The organism is Marinobacter changyiensis (genome assembly GCF_009193265.1).
Taxonomy (GTDB): Bacteria; Pseudomonadota; Gammaproteobacteria; order Pseudomonadales; family Oleiphilaceae; genus Marinobacter; species Marinobacter changyiensis.
In genome coordinates this window covers 284373-307447 of sequence record NZ_VZZZ01000003.1, presented here as the reverse complement: position 1 = coordinate 307447, position 23075 = coordinate 284373, and the positions used below count along the sequence as shown (strand labels likewise).

26 protein-coding genes and 2 tRNA genes are annotated in these 23075 nt (G+C 54.8%); 27 read left to right on the top strand and 1 reads right to left on the bottom strand.

Annotation, left to right across the window (positions count from 1 at the left end; translation table 11 throughout):
• Positions 1–69: 69 nt before the first annotated feature.
• The 9 genes from tolQ to nadA all read left to right on the top strand — a co-directional run bounded on the left by tolQ (position 70) and on the right by nadA (position 6667).
• Positions 70–762 (top strand): protein TolQ, encoded by a 693-nt coding sequence (tolQ, locus tag F6Y09_RS10180; RefSeq protein WP_152206818.1) that lies wholly within the window; start codon positions 70–72, stop codon positions 760–762.
• 33 nt (positions 763–795) lie between these two features.
• Positions 796–1239: a protein TolR gene (gene tolR, locus F6Y09_RS10175; protein WP_152207009.1), complete on the top strand. Its 444-nt coding sequence runs from the start codon at positions 796–798 to the stop codon at positions 1237–1239.
• A 13-nt stretch (positions 1240–1252) separates the two neighbouring features.
• Entirely contained in the window at positions 1253–2305 is a 1053-nt protein-coding gene (gene tolA, locus F6Y09_RS10170) for a cell envelope integrity protein TolA (RefSeq protein WP_152206817.1), read from the top strand.
• 95 nt (positions 2306–2400) lie between these two features.
• Positions 2401–3672, top strand: coding sequence for a Tol-Pal system beta propeller repeat protein TolB (gene tolB / locus F6Y09_RS10165; RefSeq protein ID WP_246180485.1), 1272 nt, complete (start codon positions 2401–2403; stop codon positions 3670–3672).
• A 79-nt stretch (positions 3673–3751) separates the two neighbouring features.
• The gene (gene pal, locus F6Y09_RS10160; RefSeq protein ID WP_152206815.1) at positions 3752–4330 is read left to right on the top strand and encodes a peptidoglycan-associated lipoprotein Pal; all 579 of its coding nucleotides are present in this window, start codon (positions 3752–3754) and stop codon (positions 4328–4330) included.
• A 30-nt stretch (positions 4331–4360) separates the two neighbouring features.
• A complete protein-coding gene (ybgF, locus tag F6Y09_RS10155; protein ID WP_152206814.1) occupies positions 4361–5116 on the top strand; it encodes a tol-pal system protein YbgF in 756 nt (251 codons plus the stop codon).
• Between the two features lie 74 nt (positions 5117–5190).
• A tRNA-Lys gene (locus F6Y09_RS10150) sits at positions 5191–5266 on the top strand.
• 69 nt (positions 5267–5335) lie between these two features.
• A tRNA-Lys gene (locus F6Y09_RS10145) sits at positions 5336–5411 on the top strand.
• Positions 5412–5605: 194 nt separating this feature from the next.
• A complete protein-coding gene (gene nadA / locus F6Y09_RS10140; protein WP_152206813.1) occupies positions 5606–6667 on the top strand; it encodes a quinolinate synthase NadA in 1062 nt (353 codons plus the stop codon).
• 42 nt (positions 6668–6709) lie between these two features.
• Here the strand turns inward: nadA and F6Y09_RS10135 are convergent, their stop codons facing one another.
• On the bottom strand, positions 6710–8188 hold the full coding sequence (locus tag F6Y09_RS10135) for a M48 family metalloprotease (protein WP_152206812.1): 1479 nt from the start codon (positions 8186–8188) through the stop codon (positions 6710–6712).
• 117 nt (positions 8189–8305) lie between these two features.
• On the opposite strand from F6Y09_RS10135, the gene F6Y09_RS10130 reads away from it, so the two are divergent.
• The 18 genes from F6Y09_RS10130 to F6Y09_RS20145 all read left to right on the top strand — a co-directional run bounded on the left by F6Y09_RS10130 (position 8306) and on the right by F6Y09_RS20145 (position 22995).
• Positions 8306–8533: a sulfurtransferase TusA family protein gene (locus F6Y09_RS10130; RefSeq protein ID WP_152206811.1), complete on the top strand. Its 228-nt coding sequence runs from the start codon at positions 8306–8308 to the stop codon at positions 8531–8533.
• A gap of 45 nt (positions 8534–8578) precedes the next feature.
• Positions 8579–9661 (top strand): AI-2E family transporter, encoded by a 1083-nt coding sequence (locus tag F6Y09_RS10125; RefSeq protein ID WP_152206810.1) that lies wholly within the window; start codon positions 8579–8581, stop codon positions 9659–9661.
• Positions 9662–9796: 135 nt separating this feature from the next.
• Positions 9797–10672, top strand: coding sequence for a 4-hydroxy-tetrahydrodipicolinate synthase (gene dapA / locus F6Y09_RS10120; RefSeq protein ID WP_152206809.1), 876 nt, complete (start codon positions 9797–9799; stop codon positions 10670–10672).
• Between the two features lie 41 nt (positions 10673–10713).
• Positions 10714–11778 (top strand): outer membrane protein assembly factor BamC, encoded by a 1065-nt coding sequence (bamC, locus tag F6Y09_RS10115; protein ID WP_152206808.1) that lies wholly within the window; start codon positions 10714–10716, stop codon positions 11776–11778.
• Between the two features lie 46 nt (positions 11779–11824).
• On the top strand, positions 11825–12538 hold the full coding sequence (gene purC / locus F6Y09_RS10110) for a phosphoribosylaminoimidazolesuccinocarboxamide synthase (protein WP_152206807.1): 714 nt from the start codon (positions 11825–11827) through the stop codon (positions 12536–12538).
• Between the two features lie 38 nt (positions 12539–12576).
• A complete protein-coding gene (locus F6Y09_RS10105) occupies positions 12577–13314 on the top strand; it encodes a TIGR04219 family outer membrane beta-barrel protein (protein WP_152206806.1) in 738 nt (245 codons plus the stop codon).
• A 46-nt stretch (positions 13315–13360) separates the two neighbouring features.
• A complete protein-coding gene (locus F6Y09_RS10100; protein WP_152206805.1) occupies positions 13361–14368 on the top strand; it encodes an NAD-dependent epimerase in 1008 nt (335 codons plus the stop codon).
• Between the two features lie 266 nt (positions 14369–14634).
• Positions 14635–15996, top strand: coding sequence for an integrase family protein (locus F6Y09_RS10095; RefSeq protein WP_152206804.1), 1362 nt, complete (start codon positions 14635–14637; stop codon positions 15994–15996).
• Positions 15989–16594: a hypothetical protein gene (locus F6Y09_RS10090; protein ID WP_152206803.1), complete on the top strand. Its 606-nt coding sequence runs from the start codon at positions 15989–15991 to the stop codon at positions 16592–16594. The genes F6Y09_RS10095 and F6Y09_RS10090 overlap by 8 nt, the downstream gene beginning before the upstream one ends.
• 86 nt (positions 16595–16680) lie before the next feature.
• On the top strand, positions 16681–16890 hold the full coding sequence (locus F6Y09_RS10085; RefSeq protein ID WP_152206802.1) for a helix-turn-helix transcriptional regulator: 210 nt from the start codon (positions 16681–16683) through the stop codon (positions 16888–16890).
• Positions 16887–17123 (top strand): hypothetical protein, encoded by a 237-nt coding sequence (locus F6Y09_RS10080; protein WP_152206801.1) that lies wholly within the window; start codon positions 16887–16889, stop codon positions 17121–17123. Before F6Y09_RS10085 ends, F6Y09_RS10080 begins: the two co-directional genes overlap by 4 nt.
• Positions 17110–17454 carry a helix-turn-helix domain-containing protein gene (locus F6Y09_RS10075; protein WP_152206800.1) on the top strand — a complete coding sequence of 115 codons (345 nt, stop codon included), beginning with the start codon at positions 17110–17112 and terminating at the stop codon, positions 17452–17454. Before F6Y09_RS10080 ends, F6Y09_RS10075 begins: the two co-directional genes overlap by 14 nt.
• Positions 17447–19858: a phage/plasmid primase, P4 family gene (locus F6Y09_RS10070; RefSeq protein ID WP_152206799.1), complete on the top strand. Its 2412-nt coding sequence runs from the start codon at positions 17447–17449 to the stop codon at positions 19856–19858. Before F6Y09_RS10075 ends, F6Y09_RS10070 begins: the two co-directional genes overlap by 8 nt.
• A 484-nt stretch (positions 19859–20342) precedes the next feature.
• Positions 20343–20627, top strand: a complete 285-nt coding sequence (locus tag F6Y09_RS10065; RefSeq protein WP_152206798.1) for a hypothetical protein — start codon at positions 20343–20345, stop codon at positions 20625–20627.
• Between the two features lie 154 nt (positions 20628–20781).
• Entirely contained in the window at positions 20782–21873 is a 1092-nt protein-coding gene (locus F6Y09_RS10060; RefSeq protein WP_152206797.1) for a phage major capsid protein, read from the top strand.
• Between the two features lie 378 nt (positions 21874–22251).
• Entirely contained in the window at positions 22252–22569 is a 318-nt protein-coding gene (locus F6Y09_RS10055) for a hypothetical protein (RefSeq protein WP_152206796.1), read from the top strand.
• Positions 22570–22571: 2 nt separating this feature from the next.
• Positions 22572–22814, top strand: coding sequence for a hypothetical protein (locus tag F6Y09_RS10050; RefSeq protein WP_152206795.1), 243 nt, complete (start codon positions 22572–22574; stop codon positions 22812–22814).
• Positions 22815–22824: 10 nt separating this feature from the next.
• Complete coding sequence (locus F6Y09_RS20145; RefSeq protein WP_179959398.1) at positions 22825–22995, top strand: hypothetical protein; 171 nt, start codon at positions 22825–22827, stop codon at positions 22993–22995.
• Positions 22996–23075 lie beyond the last annotated feature (80 nt).

Here is a 23075-nt window from a genome sequence, read left to right as displayed (position 1 = left end):
CGAATAAAGTCTTACCGTGAGAGTCGAACGCGCTCTCTGACCTTAAAAACGGAAAACCAGGAGTAGAAGGTGGATTCAGAACTCTCAGTTTGGTCTCTCATCGCCAATGCAGGCTTGTTGGTGCAGCTGGTTATGCTGATACTGGCACTCGCATCGGTCATATCCTGGGCATTGATTTTTCAGCGTTTCCAGGTTTTCCGTAAAGCCAGGCAGGCGCAGTTGGCGTTTGAAGAGCGGTTTTGGTCGGGCATGGATCTCGGTCAGCTCTATCGTGAGGTGAATGCGGATCCAACGCCGTTTTCCGGACTCGAAGCCATCTTTCGTTCAGGCTTCAAAGAGTTCTCCCGGCTCCGGCAGCAGAGTCGGGATGCGGATGCCGTGATGGACGGCGCCCAGCGCGCCATGCGTGTCGCCTTCTCCCGGGAACAGGAACGGCTTGAAACTCATCTGCCGTTTCTCGCAACCGTCGGTTCGACCAGTCCCTACGTGGGCTTGTTCGGCACGGTTTGGGGCATCATGAATTCGTTCCGGGGGCTGGCCCAGGCGCAACAGGCCACGCTTGCCACTGTCGCGCCGGGTATCTCCGAAGCTCTCATTGCCACAGCCATGGGGCTGTTCGCGGCGATTCCGGCGGTTATTGCCTATAACCGTTTTTCCACAACCTCGGATTCGCTGCTCAAGAACTATGAGACCTTTGCCGAGGAATTCTCCAGCATTCTGCATCGTCGGGTGCATCACAGCGAGAAAGCCCCAGCGGCCTGAACCTGATCATCTGGCAGGAGTACGAATGTGAGCATGAAAGGTATGGGGATGATGCCCCACGAACGCCGCAAGCCAATGTCGGAAATCAACGTGGTGCCGTACATCGACGTGATGCTGGTGCTGCTGATCATTTTTATGGTGACGGCGCCAATGCTTGTCCAGGGTGTAAAGGTTGATCTGCCCAATACAGTATCCGACCCGATCCAGGCGGAAAAAGATGTCGAATCCGTTATCGTCTCGGTGGATAGTAACGGTGCTTATTACCTTGAGGTTGGAGGCGAAGGTAGTGAGCCCATGTCACTCGACGAGGTTCAGAGTCAGGTCGCTAAAATCCTCTCCGGACGGACTCGTAGCGAAGTTCTTGTCCGCGGTGACGAGTTTGTAAATTATGGTGTGGTGGTTCGGCTGATGTCAGCATTGCAGGGTGCCGGTGCGTCCAGTGTCGGCCTTATTACCGAAAGCTCGCCAAACGAGTAGGGGTTAACGTTTCGTGATTGACCAGCAGCGAGAACCGATAAGCACAGGGCAGCCAGCGTGGAAATCCCCTGTTGCACTTTCCCTGCTGTTGCACGGGCTGATTGTTGTGGTTGCGCTGGCCGGTTGGCACTGGACCAGCCCGGTAGAGGAGCCGACACCCAGAAGTATTGCGGCACGCCTGATTACCAGTCAGCCACCCGTACAGCAGCCAGAGCCTGTTCCAGCACCTGCTCCTGAACCCGAGCCCGAGCCTGAACCTGAAGAGGATCCTGAAGAAGCAGAGGCCGAGCGTAAGGCCGCCGAGGAGCGCGCCCGGCAACAGCAAGAACAGGAGCGCCAGGCAGAGCAGGAGCGCCAGCAAGCGAAGGAGCGTGAAGCCCGACAGCGTGAGGAGCAGGCGGCCAAGCAGAAACAGCAAGAAGCAGCGCGCCAGAAAGTTGAAGCCGAGGCCAAAGAGCGGGCTCGCCAACAAGCAGAGGAAGAGCGCAAGCGTCAGCAGGCAGACGAGCAGCGTGAACGAGAGGCCGCGGCCAAAGCCGCGGAAGAGGAACGACGCAAGCAGGAGGAAGCTGAGCGTAAGCGCCAGCAGGAGGCCGAAGCCAAGCGACAGGCGGAGGCCAAACGTGAAGCGGAGGCCAAACGCCGGGAAGCTGAGCGCAGGCTGAGAGAGCAGCAATTGGAAGCACTCGCAGATTCGGCCCGCGAATCTGAAGAGGCCGCACGCCGGCAGGCAGAAGCAGAGGCCGCAGCGCGCGCGAGAAGCTCGCAAATGCAGACAGATAGCCAGAGGTACCAGGCACTGATTCGCGAGCGTTTGAAAAACGGCTGGTATATGCCGTCTTCCGCTACTAGTGAGATGACGGCGACCCTTAGAATCACCTTGTTACCAACGGGTGAACTTTCATCTGTCGAGCTGGTCAGGGGGAGTGGTAATACCGCCTTCGATAACTCCGCGCTGAGTGCAGTGCGCGGGGTTAACCGTTACCCGGTGCCCAGTGAGCGGGATACGTTTGAGAAATACTTTCGCCAGTTTACGATCGAATTCAACCCCGAGTTGCAGAGATGACCATGGATATCGAGAACATGACAAATCACACCCAGATTGAACGGCGCCAGCAAGGTCGGCATTACGCCCTACGCTGCCAGTGGTTGCGTGTATTGATGCCCGTATTGCTTTTGATGGCAATGGCTACGCCCGCAAGTTCTGAATTACTTATTCGTATAACCGAAGGTGTTGATTCAGCCATCCCGCTCGCCGTAGTGCCATTTTCGAAAACCGGCAATATGCCTGGTGGTGACGACGTCAGTGACATCGTCCGGGACGACCTGACGATGAGCGGTGAGTTCAAGCCCCTCAGCCCTGAGCGGATGCTCAGCCTGCCCTCCAGAAGCGACGATGTTTACTACCGGGACTGGCGCTTGCTGGGGCAGCGTTTTCTTCTGGTGGGCGAGCTGAGCCAGCAGGGAGACCGTATTCAGGCGCGTTACGAGTTGTTTGATGTGAACGGTGAACGGCGCCTTCTGGGGGAGACCGCCACGGCTACAGCCGGCGACATGCGCGGCCTGGCTCATCACATCAGTGACAAGGTTTACGAGGCGCTCACCGGCGAGAAAGGGGCCTTTTCAACCAAGCTCGCCTACGTAACTCTCGAAACCGGTGGTGGCAAACGAATTTACAAATTGCAGGTCAGTGACGTGGACGGTAAGCGGGCCCGGGTACGGCTGGAAAGTGATGAGCCAATCCTGTCTCCAACCTGGTCGCCAGACGGTAAGAGTCTGGCCTACGTTTCCTTCGAGACCGGTCGCCCGGCTATATACACCCATGAGCTGTCCAGTGGTAAACGCACCCGCGTAGCCTCCTTTCCAGGGCTGAATTCCGCCCCGGACTGGTCACCGGATGGCAAATCCCTGCTGGTGACCTTGTCCAAGGACGGCAATGCTGAAATCTACAAGATGGATCTGGCCTCCAAATCCCTCAAGCGGCTGACCAATCATTGGTCGATTGATACGGAAGGCAGCTGGGACGCTGACGGAAGAGGGTTGCTTTTCACCTCCGACCGTTCCGGTGGTCCGCAAATTTATCATAAAGAGACCGAAAACGCTGAGCCCAGAAGGCTGACCTTTGATAGCAGCTACAATGCCAGGCCCCGCTTCAGCCCGGACGGGAAACATATTTATTACGTTCATCAGCGTCAGGGTGCCTTCCATATCGCGCGGATGAATATAGAGACCGGGAATGAAACGGTTCTGACCCGCACCGGGTTGGATGAATCGCCAAGCGTAGCGCCGAACGGTCGCATGGTGATTTACTCCACCCAACAGAATGGTGAGAGTGTGCTGACGGTCATGTCTGCTGAAGGTGGGGCAAACTATGTGCTGCCCTCGGCAAGCGGTGATGTGAGGGAGCCCGCCTGGTCGCCATTTATGCAATAGTTTTACTACCGGTTCGGATGCAGTTGGGTCCGAACATACTCTAACGTGCTAAACACACTTAAAATATGAAGGAACGGTTATGATGTTCACGATGCGAAACAAGGCATTTGCCCTGGTACTCTCACTCGGTTTTATTGCTGGCTGTAGTTCCACCGGCGACACCATGGAAGACGACGGCTTCGGTATAGATAGCTCTGCTACTGGTCAGAGCGGTGGCAGCACCGTATATGACGGCACTGACGGCAGCGGCGTGTCATCCAGCGGCTTGACCGACTCCGAGCGCATGGAGGCCCAGGAGCGTGCATCACAAGCCGAAGTTCAAGCGTTGCGTGATATCACCACCTTCTACTTTGACTTCGACACCGCTGAAATCAAAGCCGAATCCCGCGACGTTCTGGCTGCTCATGCCCGCTACCTGTCAGATAACCCGGGCACTCAGGTTCGCCTGGAAGGGCATTCCGATGAGCGTGGCACCACCGAATACAACCTGGCGTTGGGTGAGCGTCGTGCCAACGCGGTACAGCGCTTCCTCATTGTCAACGGTGCTTCCCGTGGCCAGCTTGAAACCGTAAGCTATGGCGAAGAAAAACCAGCGGTCTCAGGTTCCAGCGAGAGTGCCTGGGCCCAGAACCGTCGCGTTGAAATGATTTTCCAGTAAGCGCGAAGATTGCAACCAACAGGACCCACCATGAGAAACCTCCTCATGGCGACAGTTGCGCTATCGCTTAGCGGTTGCGCACTGGCGCAGTCATCGGCACCAGTACCAGTAGCTCAGAGCAGCCAGTCGGAAGCCCGCCCACAAGCGGGCGACAGTCAGGCTAACGCTGAGTTGTTTTTTATGATTGAGCAGCTGCAGGGCGAAGTGCGTCGTTTGCAGGGAGAGCTTGAAGAACAGCGACACCAGCTTAATCGGCTCTCAAACCAGTCAAAAGAACGTTATATCGATCTTGACCAACGACTGCTCGATCTTGCCGGGCAGCTGCAGGCAGCTCCGGCATCAGGCGGTGGCTCATCGGCAGAGGCTCCGGAAGCCAGCATAAAGCCGGTTACCCGTGAGTATCGTCAGCCGACTGATGCTGAGCGACAGGCGTATCAGAAGATCCAGGCGTCAATCCGCGACAGGAATTACGATGCCGCGATTGACGGTATCTACGGCTTCATTTCGGAGTATCCGGAAGGTGACCTTACCGTTAACGCCTATTACTGGCTGGGAGAGGTGTACCTGGTCAAACCTCAGCTCGAGCAGGCCAAGCAGGCGTTCACCATCGTAGCCACCCGGTTTTCAGATCACAGAAAAGCGGCGGATGCGATTTACAAGCTTGGCGTCACCTATGATCGCTTGAATGAAAAAACCGAAGCGGTTCGGCAAATGGAGAGAGTGGTATCCAGTTATCCGGCAACCAACGCCGCGTCACTGGCTAAAGAGTATCTGAATAGGCGTTGATGTTGTCTGCGTTGAAATAAAACATGAAAAGGGTTGAAGCGCGGCGAAAAATCCGTACTATATGCGCCTCGTTTGGGTCGTTAGCTCAGTTGGTAGAGCAGTTGGCTTTTAACCAATTGGTCGATGGTTCGAATCCATCACGACCCACCATTATTGAAGTTGATCGCACGCGGTGGTAAACGAGTGTGCAGTCAAGGCAGTGATACGCCAACCCGTTATGGGTCGTTAGCTCAGTTGGTAGAGCAGTTGGCTTTTAACCAATTGGTCGATGGTTCGAATCCATCACGACCCACCAAATTGATACCTGCCTGAAGCTTGCGTTGAGTCAGGGTTTGTGTCGGAAAAAGAGCCCAAGGGCTCTTTTTTTTTGCCTTCAAACCCCAATCCATGGTTATAGTGAAGTCGTACAACAGTCCCATGACAATTGCGAAGGGCCCCGGTACAAACTCGTAAGCGAGGGGTTTGAGCGCGTTAACCACGAGAGATGCAATGATACGATCCGATAACCGTATTCTGGTTCAGGAGCACCTGGCACATGAAGCGGAGCCGAGACCGCTTAATGCAGACAAGCGGGCCGAACTGGAAGCGCGTATCAAGCAGGCGCTGAAGGATCGCGATGCCGTATTGGTGGCTCATTATTACACGGACTCGGATATCCAGCGGCTTGCCGAGGAAACCGGCGGTTGCGTGGCGGATTCGTTGGAAATGGCCCGTTTCAGCAACCAGCATCCAGCCTCGACCGTGGTGGTCGCTGGCGTCAAATTCATGGGCGAAACAGCAAAAATTCTGAACCCGGAAAAACAGGTTCTGATGCCAACACTGGAGGCAACCTGTTCACTGGACATCGGCTGCCCGGCAGACGAATTCGCTGCATTTTGTGATCAGCATCCGGATCGTACCGTGGTGGTTTATGCCAATACGTCTGCGGCCGTAAAAGCTCGGGCAGACTGGGTTGTCACCTCCAGCTGTGCTCAGGCGATCGTGGAGTCCCTGGATGCCAACGGTGAAAAAATCCTGTGGGCGCCGGACAAGCATCTCGGCCACTACGTCCAGAAGACTACTGGTGCCGACATGTTGTTGTGGGACGGCTCCTGTATCGTCCACGAAGAATTCAAATCCCGCGGCCTGGAAGATCTGAAGGCCCTTTATCCCGATGCGGCTGTCCTGGTACACCCCGAGTCTCCGGATGCAGTGGTTGAGATGGCCGACGTAGTCGGCTCCACATCCCAGCTGATTAACGCCGTGCAAACGCTGCCTAACGAACGTTTTATTGTGGCGACAGACAACGGTATCTTTTACAAGATGCAGCAGGTAGCGCCGAACAAGACGTTAATCGAGGCGCCGACAGCAGGTAATGGAGCTACCTGCCGTAGCTGTGCGCACTGTCCCTGGATGGCGATGAACGGGTTGGAGAACCTGCTTTATGTGCTGGAAAACGGTGGCCAGGAAATCACCATCGACGCCGACCTGCGGGAGCGAGCATTGGAGCCGTTACGCCGTATGCTTGATTTTACTGCCAGTCGGAACCTCAAGATCGCTGGGAACGCCTGAGCCTCGCGAGAGGGTTGCGCGGGATCAGACGCGGGTCCAAGTTCAGCGCCGGCGGGCGAGGGCGTCTGATACCTGCGAGAGACGCTCAGTGATGATCTGCCGCAGCGGAGCTTCAGGAGGCGTTTTCTCCTGGGCTTCCCTCAACTGCCTTTGCGCAGACTCCAGGTCCCCCATCAACAGGTCATATTCTGCCCGGGCGCGGTGTACCCCAACAATGTTCCTCGCCTGACCCTCGGCCTCGGCAAGCTGAAGCCACAGATCTTCCCGGTGCGGGTATTCCCGCGTCAGCGTTTTGAGATACTCGGCGGACTGCTGCGCGTTGCCGGCGCTGCGCTCAACGTCCGCCAGCATGGTGATGATCGGAGCGTTGCCGGGATTCCGCTGCACGGCATTTTGCAATAAAGCCCTGGCTTCCTCGGTCTGCTTCAAGGTGTGCAACGCTTCAGCCAGAGTAACCACGTAGGTAATGCGACCCGGTTGCCTTGCCAGTAGCGCTTCGAGTTTCTTGCGGGCATCCTGTGGCCGATCCGCTGCCAGATAGGCCACCGCCAAACCATAATGGGCGGCCTCTTCCCAATTTGCGCTATCGTTTGCCAGATAGCCTTCGAACAGATCCACCGCATCCCCCGGAGATTTTGCGTATCTGACCTGCAAGCGGGCCCGCACAAGATGATATTCAAGGGCGTCGGTGACGCCGCCCTCCGGATATTGTTCCGCGCGACTGCGGCTGTCCGACACCCGGCTCTGGGTGAGCGGGTGGGTTGAGAGGTATTCCGGCAGGCGGTTTCCCTGCAGGCGATTCTGCCGCATCATTACCTCAAACATTTCGGGCATGCCTCTGGGGTCCATGCCAGCGTTTGCCAGGACATCAATGCCAACCCGGTCTGCTTCCTGCTCATTAGAGCGGCTGTATTGCAACATGTTCTGCACCGCCATGGCCTGGGTCCCGGCGATAGCTGCAATGCCAACGTCCGACTGGGTAACCGCCGACAGAATGATGCCAGCGATCATTCCGGCCAGGGTCAGTGGCGCACTGGTCTCTTGCTGCTCCATTCGGCGTGCAAAGTGACGCTGGCTGAGGTGGGCAAGCTCGTGGGCGATAACCGAGGCAAATTGCTGCTCGGTGGCGGCATTCAGAAAAAGTCCGGCGTTGACCCCGATAATGTTGCCGGGCACCGCAAACGCATTCAGCGCCGGGCTGTCGATTACAACCAGAGACAAGCGCTTGTCTTGCAGTGGCACAAAAGGCACCAGACGATAGACAATGCTGTTCATGTAATCGGTGACCAGCGGATCCCGTATCTGTTCGGCTGACACTCTCAATGAGCGCATCACCTGACGGCCAATTTCCGCTTCCTGCTGCTCGGAAATAAGGCCACCGCCAACACCGCCCAGCGTTGGCAACAGGGATTCGTTTGCAATAACGCTATTGAGCGGCAGCGAAAGGGCAACGGCAAGCGCCAGACCTTGTCCTGCCTTTCTTGTGAACTTCTGGTAAAACGCTGCACGAACGAATTTCATAGGTTGCCTGATATACTTCCTGACAATCAGTGCAATGCAGGGGACTCGCCGGCATAATGCACCGCTTGATAGTTGAACCAACAAGCCACCGAAAACGCAACGGTTTATATTAGACTCATGGCCGATAATGTTCTTGATGCGTCCGGGCTTATTTGTCCCATGCCGCTGTTAAAAACCAAACTCAAGCTGAATGCCATGCAACCGGGCGAAGAGCTTGAGGTCATCGCGACCGATGCCGGGTCAGCCCGGGATATACCCGCGTTCCTGAAGCTATCATCTCACATATTGGTTAGCACGTTGGAAACCGACGGTTGTTATCACTTCGTTATACGACGTGGAAATTAACGTTTTGTTCCGGGCATGCTGTTTCGTGAAGTTACGGAGACATTGATGGTACGAATTTTACGTGGTCTGGCGCATAAATACTTTTCAGATGACGAAGCAGTCATACTTTTTCTGCTGCTGATCTTCGGCACCCTGATTGTTATCCTCTTTGGTCGAATGCTGGCGCCGGTCATTGCCGCTGCCATCATTGCCTTTATTCTTCAGGGTCTGGTTACCAAGCTGACCTCTCTGGGCATTCCCGAAGTTGTCTCGATTATCGGGGTGTTTCTGGTTTTTCTTGGCACTCTGATTGGCTTTCTGTTCGGGCTTCTACCCTTACTGTGGACGCAGGTAACGTCGTTGGCGGGAGAGACTCCCCGGATTTTCCGGGAGATGCAGACCTATTTCGAACTGCTGCCCCAGCAATACCCGAATCTCATTTCAATTGAACAGATCAATAACCTGTACCAGCAGGTGACCAGCGAAGCAGCTCGTATGACCCAGTGGCTGGTGTCGTTCTCCATTGCCAGTATTCCGGATCTGATGGCGCTGCTGATTTACATGGTATTGCTTCCCATACTCGTGTTTTTCTTTCTCAAGGACCGCAGCCTGCTGCTCGGGTCGATCTCCCGCCTGTTGCCCCATCAGCGGCCGATGATGGTCCGAATCTGGAATGAGGTGAATCTCCAGTGTGCGAATTATGTTCGTGGTAAGGCTGTCGAAATATTAATTGTTGGTGGCGCCACCTATGTCAGCTTCAAGCTGCTCGGAATGCCTTACGCCGCCTTGCTGTCACTACTCGTCGGGATAAGCGTGGTGATTCCCTATATAGGTGCTGCTGTTGTGACCATTCCGGTGGCAATGATCGGCCTGTTTGCTTTTGGCTGGGGTAGCCAATTCATCTGGGTTATGGTGGTCTATGGGGTCATCCAGGCGCTCGACGGCAATGTCCTGGTGCCTATTCTGTTCTCGGAAGTGAATAATCTGCACCCGGTAGCTATCATCGTGGCCGTGCTGTTTTTTGGCGGGATATGGGGGTTGTGGGGTGTGTTTTTTGCCATTCCCCTTGCAACCATGCTGAAGGCAATCTTCTCTGCGTGGCCGGTCCAGAACGTCTCGCAGCCCTTGATAAAGCCAGGCGGCAAGTAATTTGCCCCGGTCCGCACCCACACCAACCGGCAGGTTTCTTCTCGGGCTGAGGTTGGTAAGCTATTTATTCGGTTGTTCTCTTGTGTCATCTCACGGCCAACATTACCATTAGCCTTTTATTCCGACGGAGTTTTTATGATTACTGGTAGCCTTGTCGCACTGGTAACACCAATGCACCCGGATGGCAGCATCCACTGGGAGCATCTGGACAACCTGGTGGACTTTCATCTTGATAACGGAACCCACGGCATCGTTGCGGTAGGGACTACAGGCGAGTCCGCTACGCTGGATCCGGATGAACATTGTCGCGTTATCGGCCAGATCATAAAACGGGTCAATGGGCGCATTCCGGTCATTGCCGGTACCGGCGCCAATTCAACACGGGAAGCAATAGAGCTGACCGGTGAGGCCCATAAACTGGGGGCTGATGCCTGTTTGCTGGTGGTGCCGTACTACAACAAGCCAAGCCAGGAAGGCCTGTATCGTCACTTCCGCGCCATCGCCGAGGCCGTTCCCGTCAACCAGATACTGTATAACGTACCCGGCCGGACGGCCTGTGACATGCTCAATGAAACCGTTGAGCGCCTGGCCGATATCCCGAATATCATCGGCATCAAGGACGCGACTGGCAATATACCTCGCGGAGCCGAGCTCATTCGTGCCGTGGAAGGACGCCTGGTGGTCTATTCGGGCGACGACGCGACCGCTGCGGACCTGATGCTGGCCGGAGGCAAGGGCAACGTTTCCGTGACCGCTAACGTTGCCCCGAAAGGCATGTCGGCCTTGTGTGAGGCTGCGATTGCGGGTAACCGGGAAGAAGTTGAGCGCATCAATGAAGCTTTGATGCCACTGCACAGAAAGCTCTTCCTTGAAGCGAATCCTATCCCGGTGAAGTGGGCTCTGGAACGTATGGGAATCATCGGTGAAGGTATTCGTCTGCCGCTCACCCCGCTGGATCAAAAATTCCATGGTGAAGTCGAAGAAGCACTCAAAGCGGCGGGTGTACTCTGAGCCGTTTTAAATTCTTGCAAACGACGCCCTGGAGTTACCCAATGGCAGTGCAGTCAAAAAAAGCCCTTGCAGGCCTGGTATCCGGATTTATCCTGATGATCGGGTTGGCAGGGTGCAGTCTTATCGATGATCGTTCCGAAGAGTACGTCAATGCCTCCGAGGGTGAACCGCTGAAACTGGCTGACGGACAGGTCATGGCGCGCCAGGGCGAAGCCTTTCCGGTCCGGCAGATTGACCGTGGCAACCGCGGCGAGATGAACCCGTCTGATATCCCACAACCGCCCGATATGACCTCCGAGATACTGGAGGAGAACTACATCATCGAGGAAGTGGATGATCAGGCCTGGGTATTGGTCAATGACGTGCCGGGCCGGGTCTGGCCGTCAGTGGCAGCGTACTTTAATGACCGCGGGCTGGGTGTGGTTGAAGACAGTACTCAGCTCGGCGTTATGCAGAGCGATATCGTCAACTTCAGCCAGCGTGCCCGTACCCTGTTGCAGTTGCCTCAGAATCAGGATGGCGAGCAGTTGGTCGTGGTTCAGGCCAGGGTAACGCCGGGCGTTCGTCGCAAAACCACCGAAGTTCAGCTCCGCAGATTGGAAATTAATGAAAGCCCGGACCAACTGCTGCAATGGCAGTCTGATTCAGACAGCCTGGCGATAGAGAAAGAACTTTTGGCGGATCTGGCGTCCTATCTGAAAGATCGTGAAGACACCAAATCCTATTCCCGCGCCGCTCTTGCGATGACGACATCACCAAAGGTCGCCATGGTGTCCCGGAACGGCGTAGCTGATGCCATTGAAATGATCGTCGGGTTCGATCGTGCCTGGGCAGAGGTCAGGCGGGCGTTGAATGAAGCCGAAGTGCCTGTGGTCGATCTTGATCGCAGCAATGGTTTGTTCTACGTCGATTTCCGCTCCAAGGAAGAGCGTGATCCAGGCTGGTTCAACTGGTTTGCTGACGAGCCTGTTCCGGAATATACCTTCGAGGTCCGGCTAGAAACGCTGCAGGACAGGGTGCTGGTCACCACCGCAAGATCTGATGAATACGACGGTACTGACCGTTCGCAAAGGTTGCTGTCAGAGCTGTTCGAATATCTTTATTAATGGATGTGCACCAGTGTATCTGGCCTGGCGCAACGGGAGAACATGAATGGAAAAGCGCGAAGAGCTCTATACGGGCAAAGCCAAATCGGTCTACCGGACAGATGACCCGGACCGGTTCGTGTTGTTGTTTCGCGATGACACCTCTGCCTTTGACGGCGAAAGAAAAGAGCAGCTCAACCGCAAGGGTATGGTAAACAACCGTTTTAACGGGTTTATCATGGAGAAACTGGAAGCCGCAGGGATTCCCACGCACTTCGAAGGTTTATTGTCTCCTGTCGAGTCCCTGGTCAAGAAGCTGGACATGATTCCGGTCGAATGCGTCATCCGCAATGTCTCGGCAGGCAGTCTTTGTCGCCGCCTGGGTGTGGAAGAGGGCCAGAACCTTACGCCCCCGACGTTTGAGCTGTTTCTCAAGAACGACGCGCTTCATGACCCGATGGTGAACGAATCACTGGCGATCACCTTTGGCTGGGCCTCGGCAGACGAACTGTCACAGATGAAGACATTGACCTATCAGGTCAATGAAGTGCTCAAATCGCTATTCGACGCTGCCGGCATGCTGTTGGTGGATTATAAGCTGGAGTTCGGACGTTCCGGCGACAAGATAGTGCTGGGGGACGAGTTCAGCCCCGACGGTTGCCGTATATGGGATAAGGCGACCCGTAAGAAAATGGACAAGGACCGGTTCAGGCAAGGACTCGGGAATGTCATCGAAGCCTACGAAGAAGTCGGTCGTCGTTTGGGTATTCAGTTTGACTGATACCGCCCGGCGGTGAAACAACCATAACAAGGTAATTTATGCGAAAACTACTATTGCTAACCGGTACCTCCCTGGTGCTTGCAGCACCGCTTGCCAGTGCCGATATCGTCGGGTTTGGCGCTAACGTCAGTTATTGGGATTCCGAACTGAGCGGAACAGCGACTAACCGGAATTCCGCCATCGATGTTGAGGATGACCTGAACCTCGACAGCGATTCCAATGCCAACCTCAGTGCTTATATCGAGCACCCGGTTCCGCTATTGCCAAACGTCAGGCTGAACTACACGTCTATCAAACAGAGTGGACGGGGTGAGGTGGGGGCCGCTGGTTTTGATGGCATCCTTCCGGGCGCAACAGTGGATTCCGAACTGGATCTCGACCAGTTTGATATCACGCTTTATTACGAGCTGCTCGACAACTGGGTCAACCTGGATGCCGGTCTCACCGTGCGCACATTCGACGGCGAGCTGTTAGTTGAAAAACGCTTACCGCCCAGCCAGGTCAGCCGTACCACGATCGATGGCACTATTCCCATGGGATACCTGGCCGCGCGCTTTGATCTGCCCCTGACCGGCGCTTCCGTGGGTGCCGAAGGCAACTTCATCAGTTTTGATGGCGATTCCATTTTTGACTACAATGCCTACGGTCAATACGAGTTCGCTGTTGTGCAATTACGTGCTGGCTATCGCCAGTTGAGCATCGATTACGAAGACAGTAACGACGCACTGGATATTGAAATTGGCGGACCCTTCATCAGTGCCGGTCTGGTATTTTAATGGTAGTACTCAATAACGTCGGACTATTCTATTCAGGGAGAAAACTTTGAAAATTCTCGTGACAGGGACTGCCGGGTTTATCGGCTCGCATCTGGCCCATCGCCTGCTGGATCGTGGTGACGAAGTCATTGGCGTTGATATCGTCAATGACTATTACGATGTCAACCTGAAAGAAGCCCGTCTGGCGCGCTTAACCTGCAAGGCCGGCTTTACCGAGGTGCGAAAGGACATATCCGACCGGGCCGCCATGGAGGCCCTGTTTCGTGAGCACAAACCGGAACGGGTAGTGAACCTTGCGGCTCAGGCCGGGGTACGCTACTCCATTGAGAATCCGAATGCCTACGTGGACGCCAACCTCGTTGGCTTCATGAATATTCTCGAAGGTTGTCGCCACAATGGCGTCAAACATCTCGTTTATGCCTCCAGTAGTTCGGTGTATGGCGCTAACGAGGCAATGCCGTTCTCGGTACACGACAATGTCGATCATCCCTTGAGCCTCTACGCAGCGTCCAAGAAAGCCAACGAGCTGATGGCCCACACCTACAGCAACCTGTACCAGTTGCCGACCACCGGGCTGCGCTTCTTCACCGTCTACGGCCCCTGGGGCAGGCCAGATATGGCGCTGTTTATCTTTACCAAAAAGATTCTGGCTGGCGAACCCATCGACGTGTTTAACCACGGGCACCACAAACGGGACTTTACCTACATAGACGATATCGTTGAAGGGGTAGTCCGCACCCTCGACAACGTCGCTTCACCAAATGACCAATGGTCCGGAAAGAATCCCGATCCCGGCACCAGCATGGCGCCTTACAGGCTCTACAATATCGGCAGTAACAATCCGGTAGAGCTTTCGCGCTTTATTGAAATCATAGAGGAGCGACTGGGACGGAAAGCCGAGAAGAATCTGTTACCGCTGCAACCGGGCGACGTACCTGCTACCTACGCCAATGTAGAGGCACTGATTGACGATGTGGGGTACAAGCCGGCGACTACCGTGGACGAGGGCATTGCCAACTTCGTTGATTGGTATCGGGAATTTTATAAGGTATAGCCGCTTCGGCGGTTACCTTTAATTACCGGTCAGAAGTGACATTTCTGCAGACATAAAAAAACTCCCTGATGGGAGTTTTTTTTATGTGGTAGGACCAGGCAGATTTGAACTGCCGACCTCTGCCATGTCAAAACAAATAAGCTCCATTGAAATCAGGCACTAGAACGGTAAAACAATAGGTTATCGCCATTTTGTGTTCATGGTAGACCACGTTTGTTCATCATTGTGTTACGATTAAGGTCACAGATTGGTGACACGGGTGACACATGGCCAAGGTAAAGCTAGACACAAGCATTTCAGATTCAGCCGCTAATAAGTTCCTCAAAGACTCGGCAGACAGAGCAACCTTGTGGTGCGAGAAAGTAACAGGCTTGCACCTACTCAAGACCAAAACCGGTGGAAGCTGGCGCTATCGGTATCAAGATCTGACCGGCAAGCGCCGTACTGCTACCGTCGGTCGTTACCCTGCAATGAAGCCACAGCAAGCCGCAGAGAAGGCTATGGGCTGGCGCAATGATGATGCGGACGTTCTGGCAGAGAAGGCGGAAAAGAAAGCTCTCGCTATCACTCAAGAACAACGTGCCGCCCATCGGACTTTGAAAGCCTACCTCGACGGACCATATACGCGTTACCAGTCGCGCCGCAGTGCCGGGGAGGGGACGCTTGCGATACTACGCTCTAACTTCAAGGGGCTACTCGACAGGGATCTCGCCGGTCTTACCCGTGCCGACATTCACGCCTGGCAGGCAGAAAAGGAAAAGAAAGGCCGCGCTCACGCCACCCTAAAGCGAGCCTATGGCGCGTTACGGACCTTGTTAAAGCAGGCAATGGTTGACGGTGTGTTAGATGAGAACCCTTTGCAGCACGTTTCTTTAGAGAAGCCGCTCGATAATGAGAGAGCCGCAGAGCTACGCCAGAGACGAGAAGCCACTCGGCGGTTATTGACCAAGGATGAACTGGCGGCTTTTCATACTGGCCTTGATACTTTCGCGGAAGAAATCCGACAGGGCAGACGCAACAGCCGGAAGCATGGCAAGCCCCATTTACCAGATCTCGACAACGTGGCTTATCCCCATTGGTTTGTTCCGTTTGCAAAGTTGAGCCTGTTCACAGGTATGCGCCCCGGTGATCTTTATTCTTTGCAGTGGCAATCAGAGCTGAATCCGACTTTTGGCCGGCTGACCAAAACGCCAGAGAAAACTAAGCACCACGGCGAGGACAAAGCCGCCCGTGTTGAGATGGATCTCCCGCCGCAGGCATTGGCAGTGGTTACGTCCTGGTGGGAGCAAAACGGCAAGCCTGATTCCGGCCTGGTTTTTCCGTCTCCGGTAACTGGCAAGCGTATGGATAAGAACGCGCATGACAAGCCCTGGAAGCGTGTTAAACGGTTAGGCGGGCTGCCGAATGACCTAACCCTATATGCACTAAGGCACCACTTTATCAGTTCGCTGGTGGCGGCTGGCGTGCCAATGTTCGCAGTGGCAAAACTGGCAGGGCACAAATCCGTGGCGATGATCGAAAGCCACTATGGACACCTATGCCCGGACGCGGCAAAAGATATCTTGCGACAGTATGGCGCAGGTGTTGAGCAACGGGAGGTTGTGGCGGTTGGAGGTAAAAATGCCTAGAAAAATACCTTTGCAGCACACTGGCGGCATGGTGGACGAATCGCTAAAGGCTCGAACCGACCTCCTATTTGTGGATCTTCCGAAAAGTGGCGAGTTACTGGAGGTTGTTAAAGTTCTATTTGGCAGATACAGATGCCTAACCCAAAGCAGAGACACCGAGCCCTCCAGAGCCGAAGAAATACGCCATGCCGAAAAAACATTGCAGCTAATTGACGAATTGCAGGAGCATTTGAGCAAGACTCCCGAATCAATCAAAGCGCAAATTGGCTTATATGAATGGCGGTTAAACCGCGAATTCAATTTGCAACCATTTGGAGGGCTGAATCAGGAGTTGAATGATTTACGGCTTTTCGCTGGGCGAGCACTGAATGACGTAAAACAATGGAAGTCCAAGACAGGAGAGCGCCCAAAGCAGGAGGAGCATGATCTGCTGTCACAAGTCTCAAGCCTACTGGAGCATGAAGGACTGACAAAGCTCGGTTCGGCTGACCTGGCATCAAAAATACTGCGCAGTGAGGGTGTCAGAGTACCCGAAGATCCTGCAAAAGCCCGTGAGGTCATTTTAGCTGTACGCAAAAGGGAGCACCCCCGAGACTGACCGCAACGAGGGCGAGTCTCGGTTGTTCAACGCCTGCCCCTGCATCTATTTAATAGGTATCACCATGAACAACATAGGTGATACCCATGCAACAGAAAGCCCCAACGGAACAAGCCTTTTACCGTCCAGCCGATGCCTGCCGTTATCTAGGTGTAGGCAGAACCAAGCTACACGACCTGGCTGAAACGGACCCTAACTTTCCCCGCAAGATCCGAATTTCCCCCCGCTGTGTTGGATGGACCCGTCAGCAGCTTGATAGCTGGCTGGAGTCAAAAGTCCGGGAGGTGTCGGCATGAGCCAATCCAACTACACCGGCGCCGAGATCCTTAAGAACCGCGAGCTGCTTATGGATATTGAGCTGCTGCTCAACCCACTGCGGGGCTCGCTTTATGACAACGATGATGACTGCGAAACAAAGGTGGTAGGGGCAGCCCTGGCTAACAGCGCGCACACCCATCTGCTCACCGTTCTGGCCTGGCTTGAAGATATGCAGGATAAAGCAGAGGAGGCTGACAATGGAGAAGCATAAACCAGCCCTCGACCACCAGCCGCAAACTGGTGACGAGAGCGTAAAGCAGGTTATTCAGTACGATCATTTTACCACCTTTTCAGGTGATATTTCTGCACTTTCCACAGATGATCAACGATTCAGAGTCCTGGAGTACCTTCGGCATAACCGCGCTCTTACCACTCTACACGCTCGCCATCATTTAAACGTGATGCATCCCGCTGCCCGCGTCATGGAGTTACGGAAGGGGGGCCATAACATCGTGACTCACCGCCGACAGGATGCCGATTCAGCGGGACGCCTTCACAGCGTTGCGGAGTATGTCTTGATGCCGGAGGTGATGAATGAGTGACTCTAATCTGAAGGCAGACATCCAGGCCGCTGACCGTTTTCTGATGTTGCTTGATGAAGGCGAGGAGCAATTTACATTCCAGACGTTTGCCGATAGCCCAGAGGCCAAGGCAGAGGACAAGGAGCGGGAGCGCAATAAGCAGCCCAAGAGATACCCACACCTATTTCACGGCACGTTGAAACAGCACGCGCCTGCCCTTGAACGGCTGAACCAGAGAGGCGCTGGTGTTTTCGTGACAGTGAGCCAGACCGATCTGAAAGGCCGCAAGTCCGAAAACATAACCCGCGTGCGAGCAGCCTTTGCCGATACGGATGGCGCACCTCTTGACCCTATTATGAAAGCGGAGCTTGAACCGCATTTTGTTGTAGAGAGTAGCGCCGGCAACTTTCATCCCTACTGGCTAACCGATGGCTTGCCACTGGTTCAATTTGAAGGAATGCAGCGCAGGATAGCGGACCGTTTCGGCACTGACCCTAGCGTAATAGATCTGCCTCGCGTGTTACGCCTGCCTGGCTTCTATCACCGCAAAGGCGAGCCATTCATGGTTCAGGTGGTGCATGAGTCCGGGGGATTGCCGTACACCGCTGACACGCTCCTGGCTACCTTCCCGCCACTGGAAAAGGAGGGCACCAGCAAGCAAACGCGCCAGCTTGAAATCAGCGAGGATGACGAAATCTTTAAGGCATTGAATGACAGCGGCCTGATTCGATCAAAGCGGCCTGATTCAGCTTTTAACGTGGCTTGCCCTTTTGAGTCCGAACACACCAGAGAATCAGGGCAGACCGAAACCGTCTATTACCCCGGCAATACTGGCGGATTCAAAACGCCCAGCTTCAAATGTATGCACGCCCATTGTGCAGACCGGCGGCTCAATGACTACCGGGAAAAGCTGGGATTGTGTGGCGAGCCAGAGCCGCGCCAATACGCTGAAATCCTGGTAGACGCTCAAGCGCTGACCTCTGACAGTGAGAATGTCGAAACTCTGATTCAGGAGGCCAAAGAGCTTTCACCTGTTCAAAAGCGCCGAATCCATAAGGCGATCAAGGACGCTACCGGCCTCCCGTTTTCGGTGATTAAGGAAACAGAGCGATCAGGCGAGGACAGTGAGGAGCTAGACGACCTCGCATTGGCGCGTAGCCTTGTGGCGGACATTGGCCCTGATAACGTGCTGGCGGCTCAGACGTTCGTGTTCATGTGGAGGCCCAGCGGTGTCTGGCAGAAGCAGGAAGACCGGAGCGTTAAACAATGGGTACAGCACCACATTGCCCCGCTTGCCGAATCGGTACGCAAGAGCAACGTGGAGAGTGTGACGGACCTGTTCAGGACCGAGATATTCAGACCGAATCATATGTTTGATATTGGTCCGCCCGAATGCGTGAACACGCTAAACGGGGAACTGATGTTAGATAACGCGCAATGGGATCTGGTGGCGCATAACCGGGAGCATTACCGAACTACACAAATTCCGGTGAGCTATGACCCCCAAGCAACCGCCCCCCGGTTTATTCAGTTTCTGGCTGAGGTGTTCAAGGGTGACCCGGACGCAGGAGACAAAGCCCAGGCATTGCTGGAAATGATGGGCTATACCCTGATGGCCCATTGTCGGCATGAGAAGTTCATCATCCTGGTGGGGGCAGGCGCTAACGGTAAATCCGTGTTGTTGTCCATTCTGGAAGCCCTGGCAGGATCGGAGAACGTGGCGGGCGTCCAGCCTTCACAATTTGATCGCTCGTTTCAGCGCGCCCACCTACACGGCAAGCTGGCGAACATAGTGACTGAGATAAAACAGGGCGAAGTAATTGACGATGCCAGTCTGAAAGGCATTGTGTCGGGTGAGCCGACAACCGTTGAACACAAGTTCAAAGACCCGTTTGTTATGCGCCCGTTTGCGACTTGCTGGTTCGGTACCAACCACATGCCCCACACCCGCGACTTTAGCGACGCGCTGTTTCGCCGCGCCCTGGTGGTGGAGTTCAACAACAAGTTCAAGCCGGAGCTTGGCAACTGTGACCCACTCCTGAAAGACAAGTTGATTGACGAGCTACCGGGGATCTTAAGCCTTGCCTTAGACGCCTATGCAGACGCGTTGCAAGTCGGCTTCACCATGCCGGAGAGTTGCAAGCAAGCCCGCGATCAGTGGCGTCTGGAAGCGGATCAGGTGGCGCAATTTGCCGAGGCTGAATGTGAGCCTGACCCCTTAGAACGCCTGGAGCCGCAAAAGCTATTCAATGCCTATCGTGCATGGGCGCAGGAAAACGGTATTCACCGCCAGCTAACACAAAAATCTTTTTCTGACCGTCTGAAAGCCCTTGGCTATGACACCCGCAAATCAAACGGGAGGCGATATACCGCCGGCCTTAAGTGTCAGCGCGCAATCACAGGAGTATTCAGCCATGCAGCTTAAGGGACGCAAGGGACGCGTGTTTCGACATTCCGTGATGCAAATAAAAGATATTTCAGTCTTTAAGGCCGACCTTGATATGTATTTTGTGGAGATTGAGAAATGTCAGATAACCCGTCCCTTGCGTCCCTTGCGTCCCTCCCGTCCCTGCATAGCGGACCCCTTGAGTCGCCACAACGCAACACAAGACGGCGATCCAGTGAAGACGCAGCACCCGAAGCATAGGCAGAGGTAAGGGGGCGGCCTAGCACTCCGGGCCGGCTCGATAAGGGAAACCTCACATACCCTCATGCACAGATTCAGCCCTGGTTAACGAACCTGTTAACTGCGACGTTAACCGAATTAGCCCGCCACGTGTGGGCTTTTTTGTGCCTGTATTCTTCGTTTTTAGGGGGATTTACTGTATATTTAAACAGTATTATGTTATGTTATATCATAACAACAGGTCGTTAAGTTCCGGCCTTCACTGACAGACCAGGAGACTCACGTGGGCCGGCCAAGAGGCAAACCGAACGCCAAGCCAACCAAGGCGAACATTGAAAGCTATTACCGGATGCTGAAGACCGCAGCGGGTAAAGGCGACGTTACGGCCATGAACGGGCTTATCGCTGCATCACAGCGGGATGAGCTTTTGGTTGTTCAAGAGCGCGAAAGGCTCAACCGTGACGCCCGGGCCGCGAAAGATACCGGCGATTTCTCAGCCCATGTTCACGCCATCAAGAACAAGCTGTGTTTTGAGATCGACCAGGCCCAAGCCGCCGGTAAGTTATGAATCATTCAGGGCATAGCCGCGCGATGCTGCTATCGACCCGACCCGCCGGGATTCCCTGCTCAGGCTTCCGGTGTACCCGTTCAAAGCTGCGTGACGCTGCTGGGGATGAGCACTCAAGCCGAAAGGCACCAGTAATTGAACAAGGCACAACATTATGAGCAATGAAGCACTAGAGCTGGCCAAAACCGAGCTAGCCAAAATCCGAGAAGCGATGGACACCAAGCACGGAAAAATGCAGGACCAGCTTGACGACCTATCCCAGAAAAGCACTACCCCGACAGGTTTTGGTATGAAAGCAGTTAAAAGCGTTGGCTCCATGATTTCCGAAGATGCCCAGTTCGAAGCCCTGCGCAATCGTTCCAGCAAATCGGCAATCATTCCGATCACTGAGAGCGTCCAAACCCTGCGTAAGTCGGTTGTTGGTGATGCAGGCGGTGTCGGTGACAGCCCATACAGCGTTGAAGCAAACCGCGCTAACGGCATCATGAACGACCCGCGCCGCCGGTTGTCCCTGCTGGATCTGATGCAGCGCATTATGGTCAGCTCAAACAGCTTTGAGTTTACGACCCTGGACGGGTTTGTAGACGCCGCTGCTTACCAGCTGGCAGAAGGCGACGCCAAGGCAACGCAGACCCTGCCGACCGCACTGCAAACCGTACCGATTGCCACGATCGCGGTACTACTAGGGGCTTCTGAACAAGTAATTGCCGACGCCCCGCAGCTGCAACAGTTCATCAACTCCCGCTTGATCTACGGTGTGACTCAGAAACTTGAGTCCGAGATCATCAACGGCGCTGGTGGCGTTAGTCAGATCAACGGCCTACTCAACCAGGCTACTGCCTTCACAACTACCCTTGACGCAACTGCGGCTGATGGTATCGGTGAGGCAATCGCAGAGCTTGAGAGTACGGGCTGGATGGCCGGCGCTGTAGTCCTTCACCCGAAGGCATGGCAGACAATCAGATCCGAGCGCAACACCGCCGGGGAATATGTCGCCTCTGGCTGGGATAGCCCCGCAGGTCCGAACCTCTGGAACGTGCCAGTGGTCACCAACGCAGCCATGCCGGAGACAAGCGTCCTTGTCATGGACCCGTCACAGGTTGCCCTGCTGGATCGTCAGCAAGCGCAGTTTGAAATCGGACGCATCAATGACGACTTCCAGACGAATACACTCCGGATGAGATCGGAATTGAGAAGCGGCCTTGCCGTGATGGCACCGTCTGCCGTGCTGAAGTTCGCTATCTAAGAAAGTCTCCCGAGCCAGGCGGGCCGCTTGCGGTAAACCTGGATGAGCGTTTGTCGGTTGTCTAGCTCAATTCAAGACACAACCGAAAGCCTGCGGTATTTGTGGTGAGTACGCGGCAGGCACTTACAACCACCCGAGCCAGGCGGGCCGCTTTGCGGAAGGACTGGATGAGCGTTTGTCGGTTGTCTCGCTCAATTGGAAACACAACCGAAAGCCTGCGGCACTTTGGTTGGTGCGCGGCAGGCACTAATTCAAGGCAGCGGCATGGGGAGGGGGGTAATCCGAGCCTCCACCGCCGAACCGCTAAGACCGCCCGTGTAACTTCGTTTATTTCAAAAGGAGTACACCGAAAGTGTTTGAGATTCACGAGGTAACGCCATGAAGAATCCACCCAAGCACCTGAAAGTTGATGGCCGAAAATTATGGCGCGACTTGTCCGACGAGTACGGCATCGACGACGCCGCCGGCCTGACCCTGCTGTGTACCGCTGCTGAATGCCTCGACCGCATGAGGGCCGCTCAGAAGGCCATAGGGGAACAGGGCGAAGTGGTAGACGACCGTTATGGCGTACCCAAGCAACACCCCGCTTGCGCTCTTGAGAAAGACTCACGTAATGGCCTGCTGGCAGCTCTTAAAGCCATGAATCTAGACCTGGAGCCGTTACGCGATGGCCCCGGACGACCTGGAGGGATTTAGTTATGCCAACCACCAGAAAGCGCCGCAGCCGTGGAACTGCCAACCACTACCCCGCAGAGCTTCACCACGTTTTTAGTATTGGTTGCGGGATGAACAGCTATGACCAGGACTGGCTAGAGGGTCAATGGCGGCAATATGGCCGCAGCTTCATGGACAAGAATCCGAACAGTAATTGCTTTGCCCTGACAGTTTACGGGCCGCCGGAATCAATCGAGGCGCGTCCAATTGAGAAAAAAGAGATTTGAGGAACCGACCATGCAGACTATCGAAACACCGACACAACTTTTCTTCGCTGTGATTACTCACAAAAGCAAACGGGTTGCCGAGCTAGTCGGTGATGATCCCAAAGCCCTGGAAGAACGCGCACATCGTTACGCGGCAAATCTGAACATGCACCGCGCCGTGGTACAGGTAAGGCCAGCGTAAACGGGACCGGGAGGGGTAAGCAAATCGCCAAAACGCCCCTTTTCCTAGACCGTAGATCCAGACACTTTTACGTTTCCGCA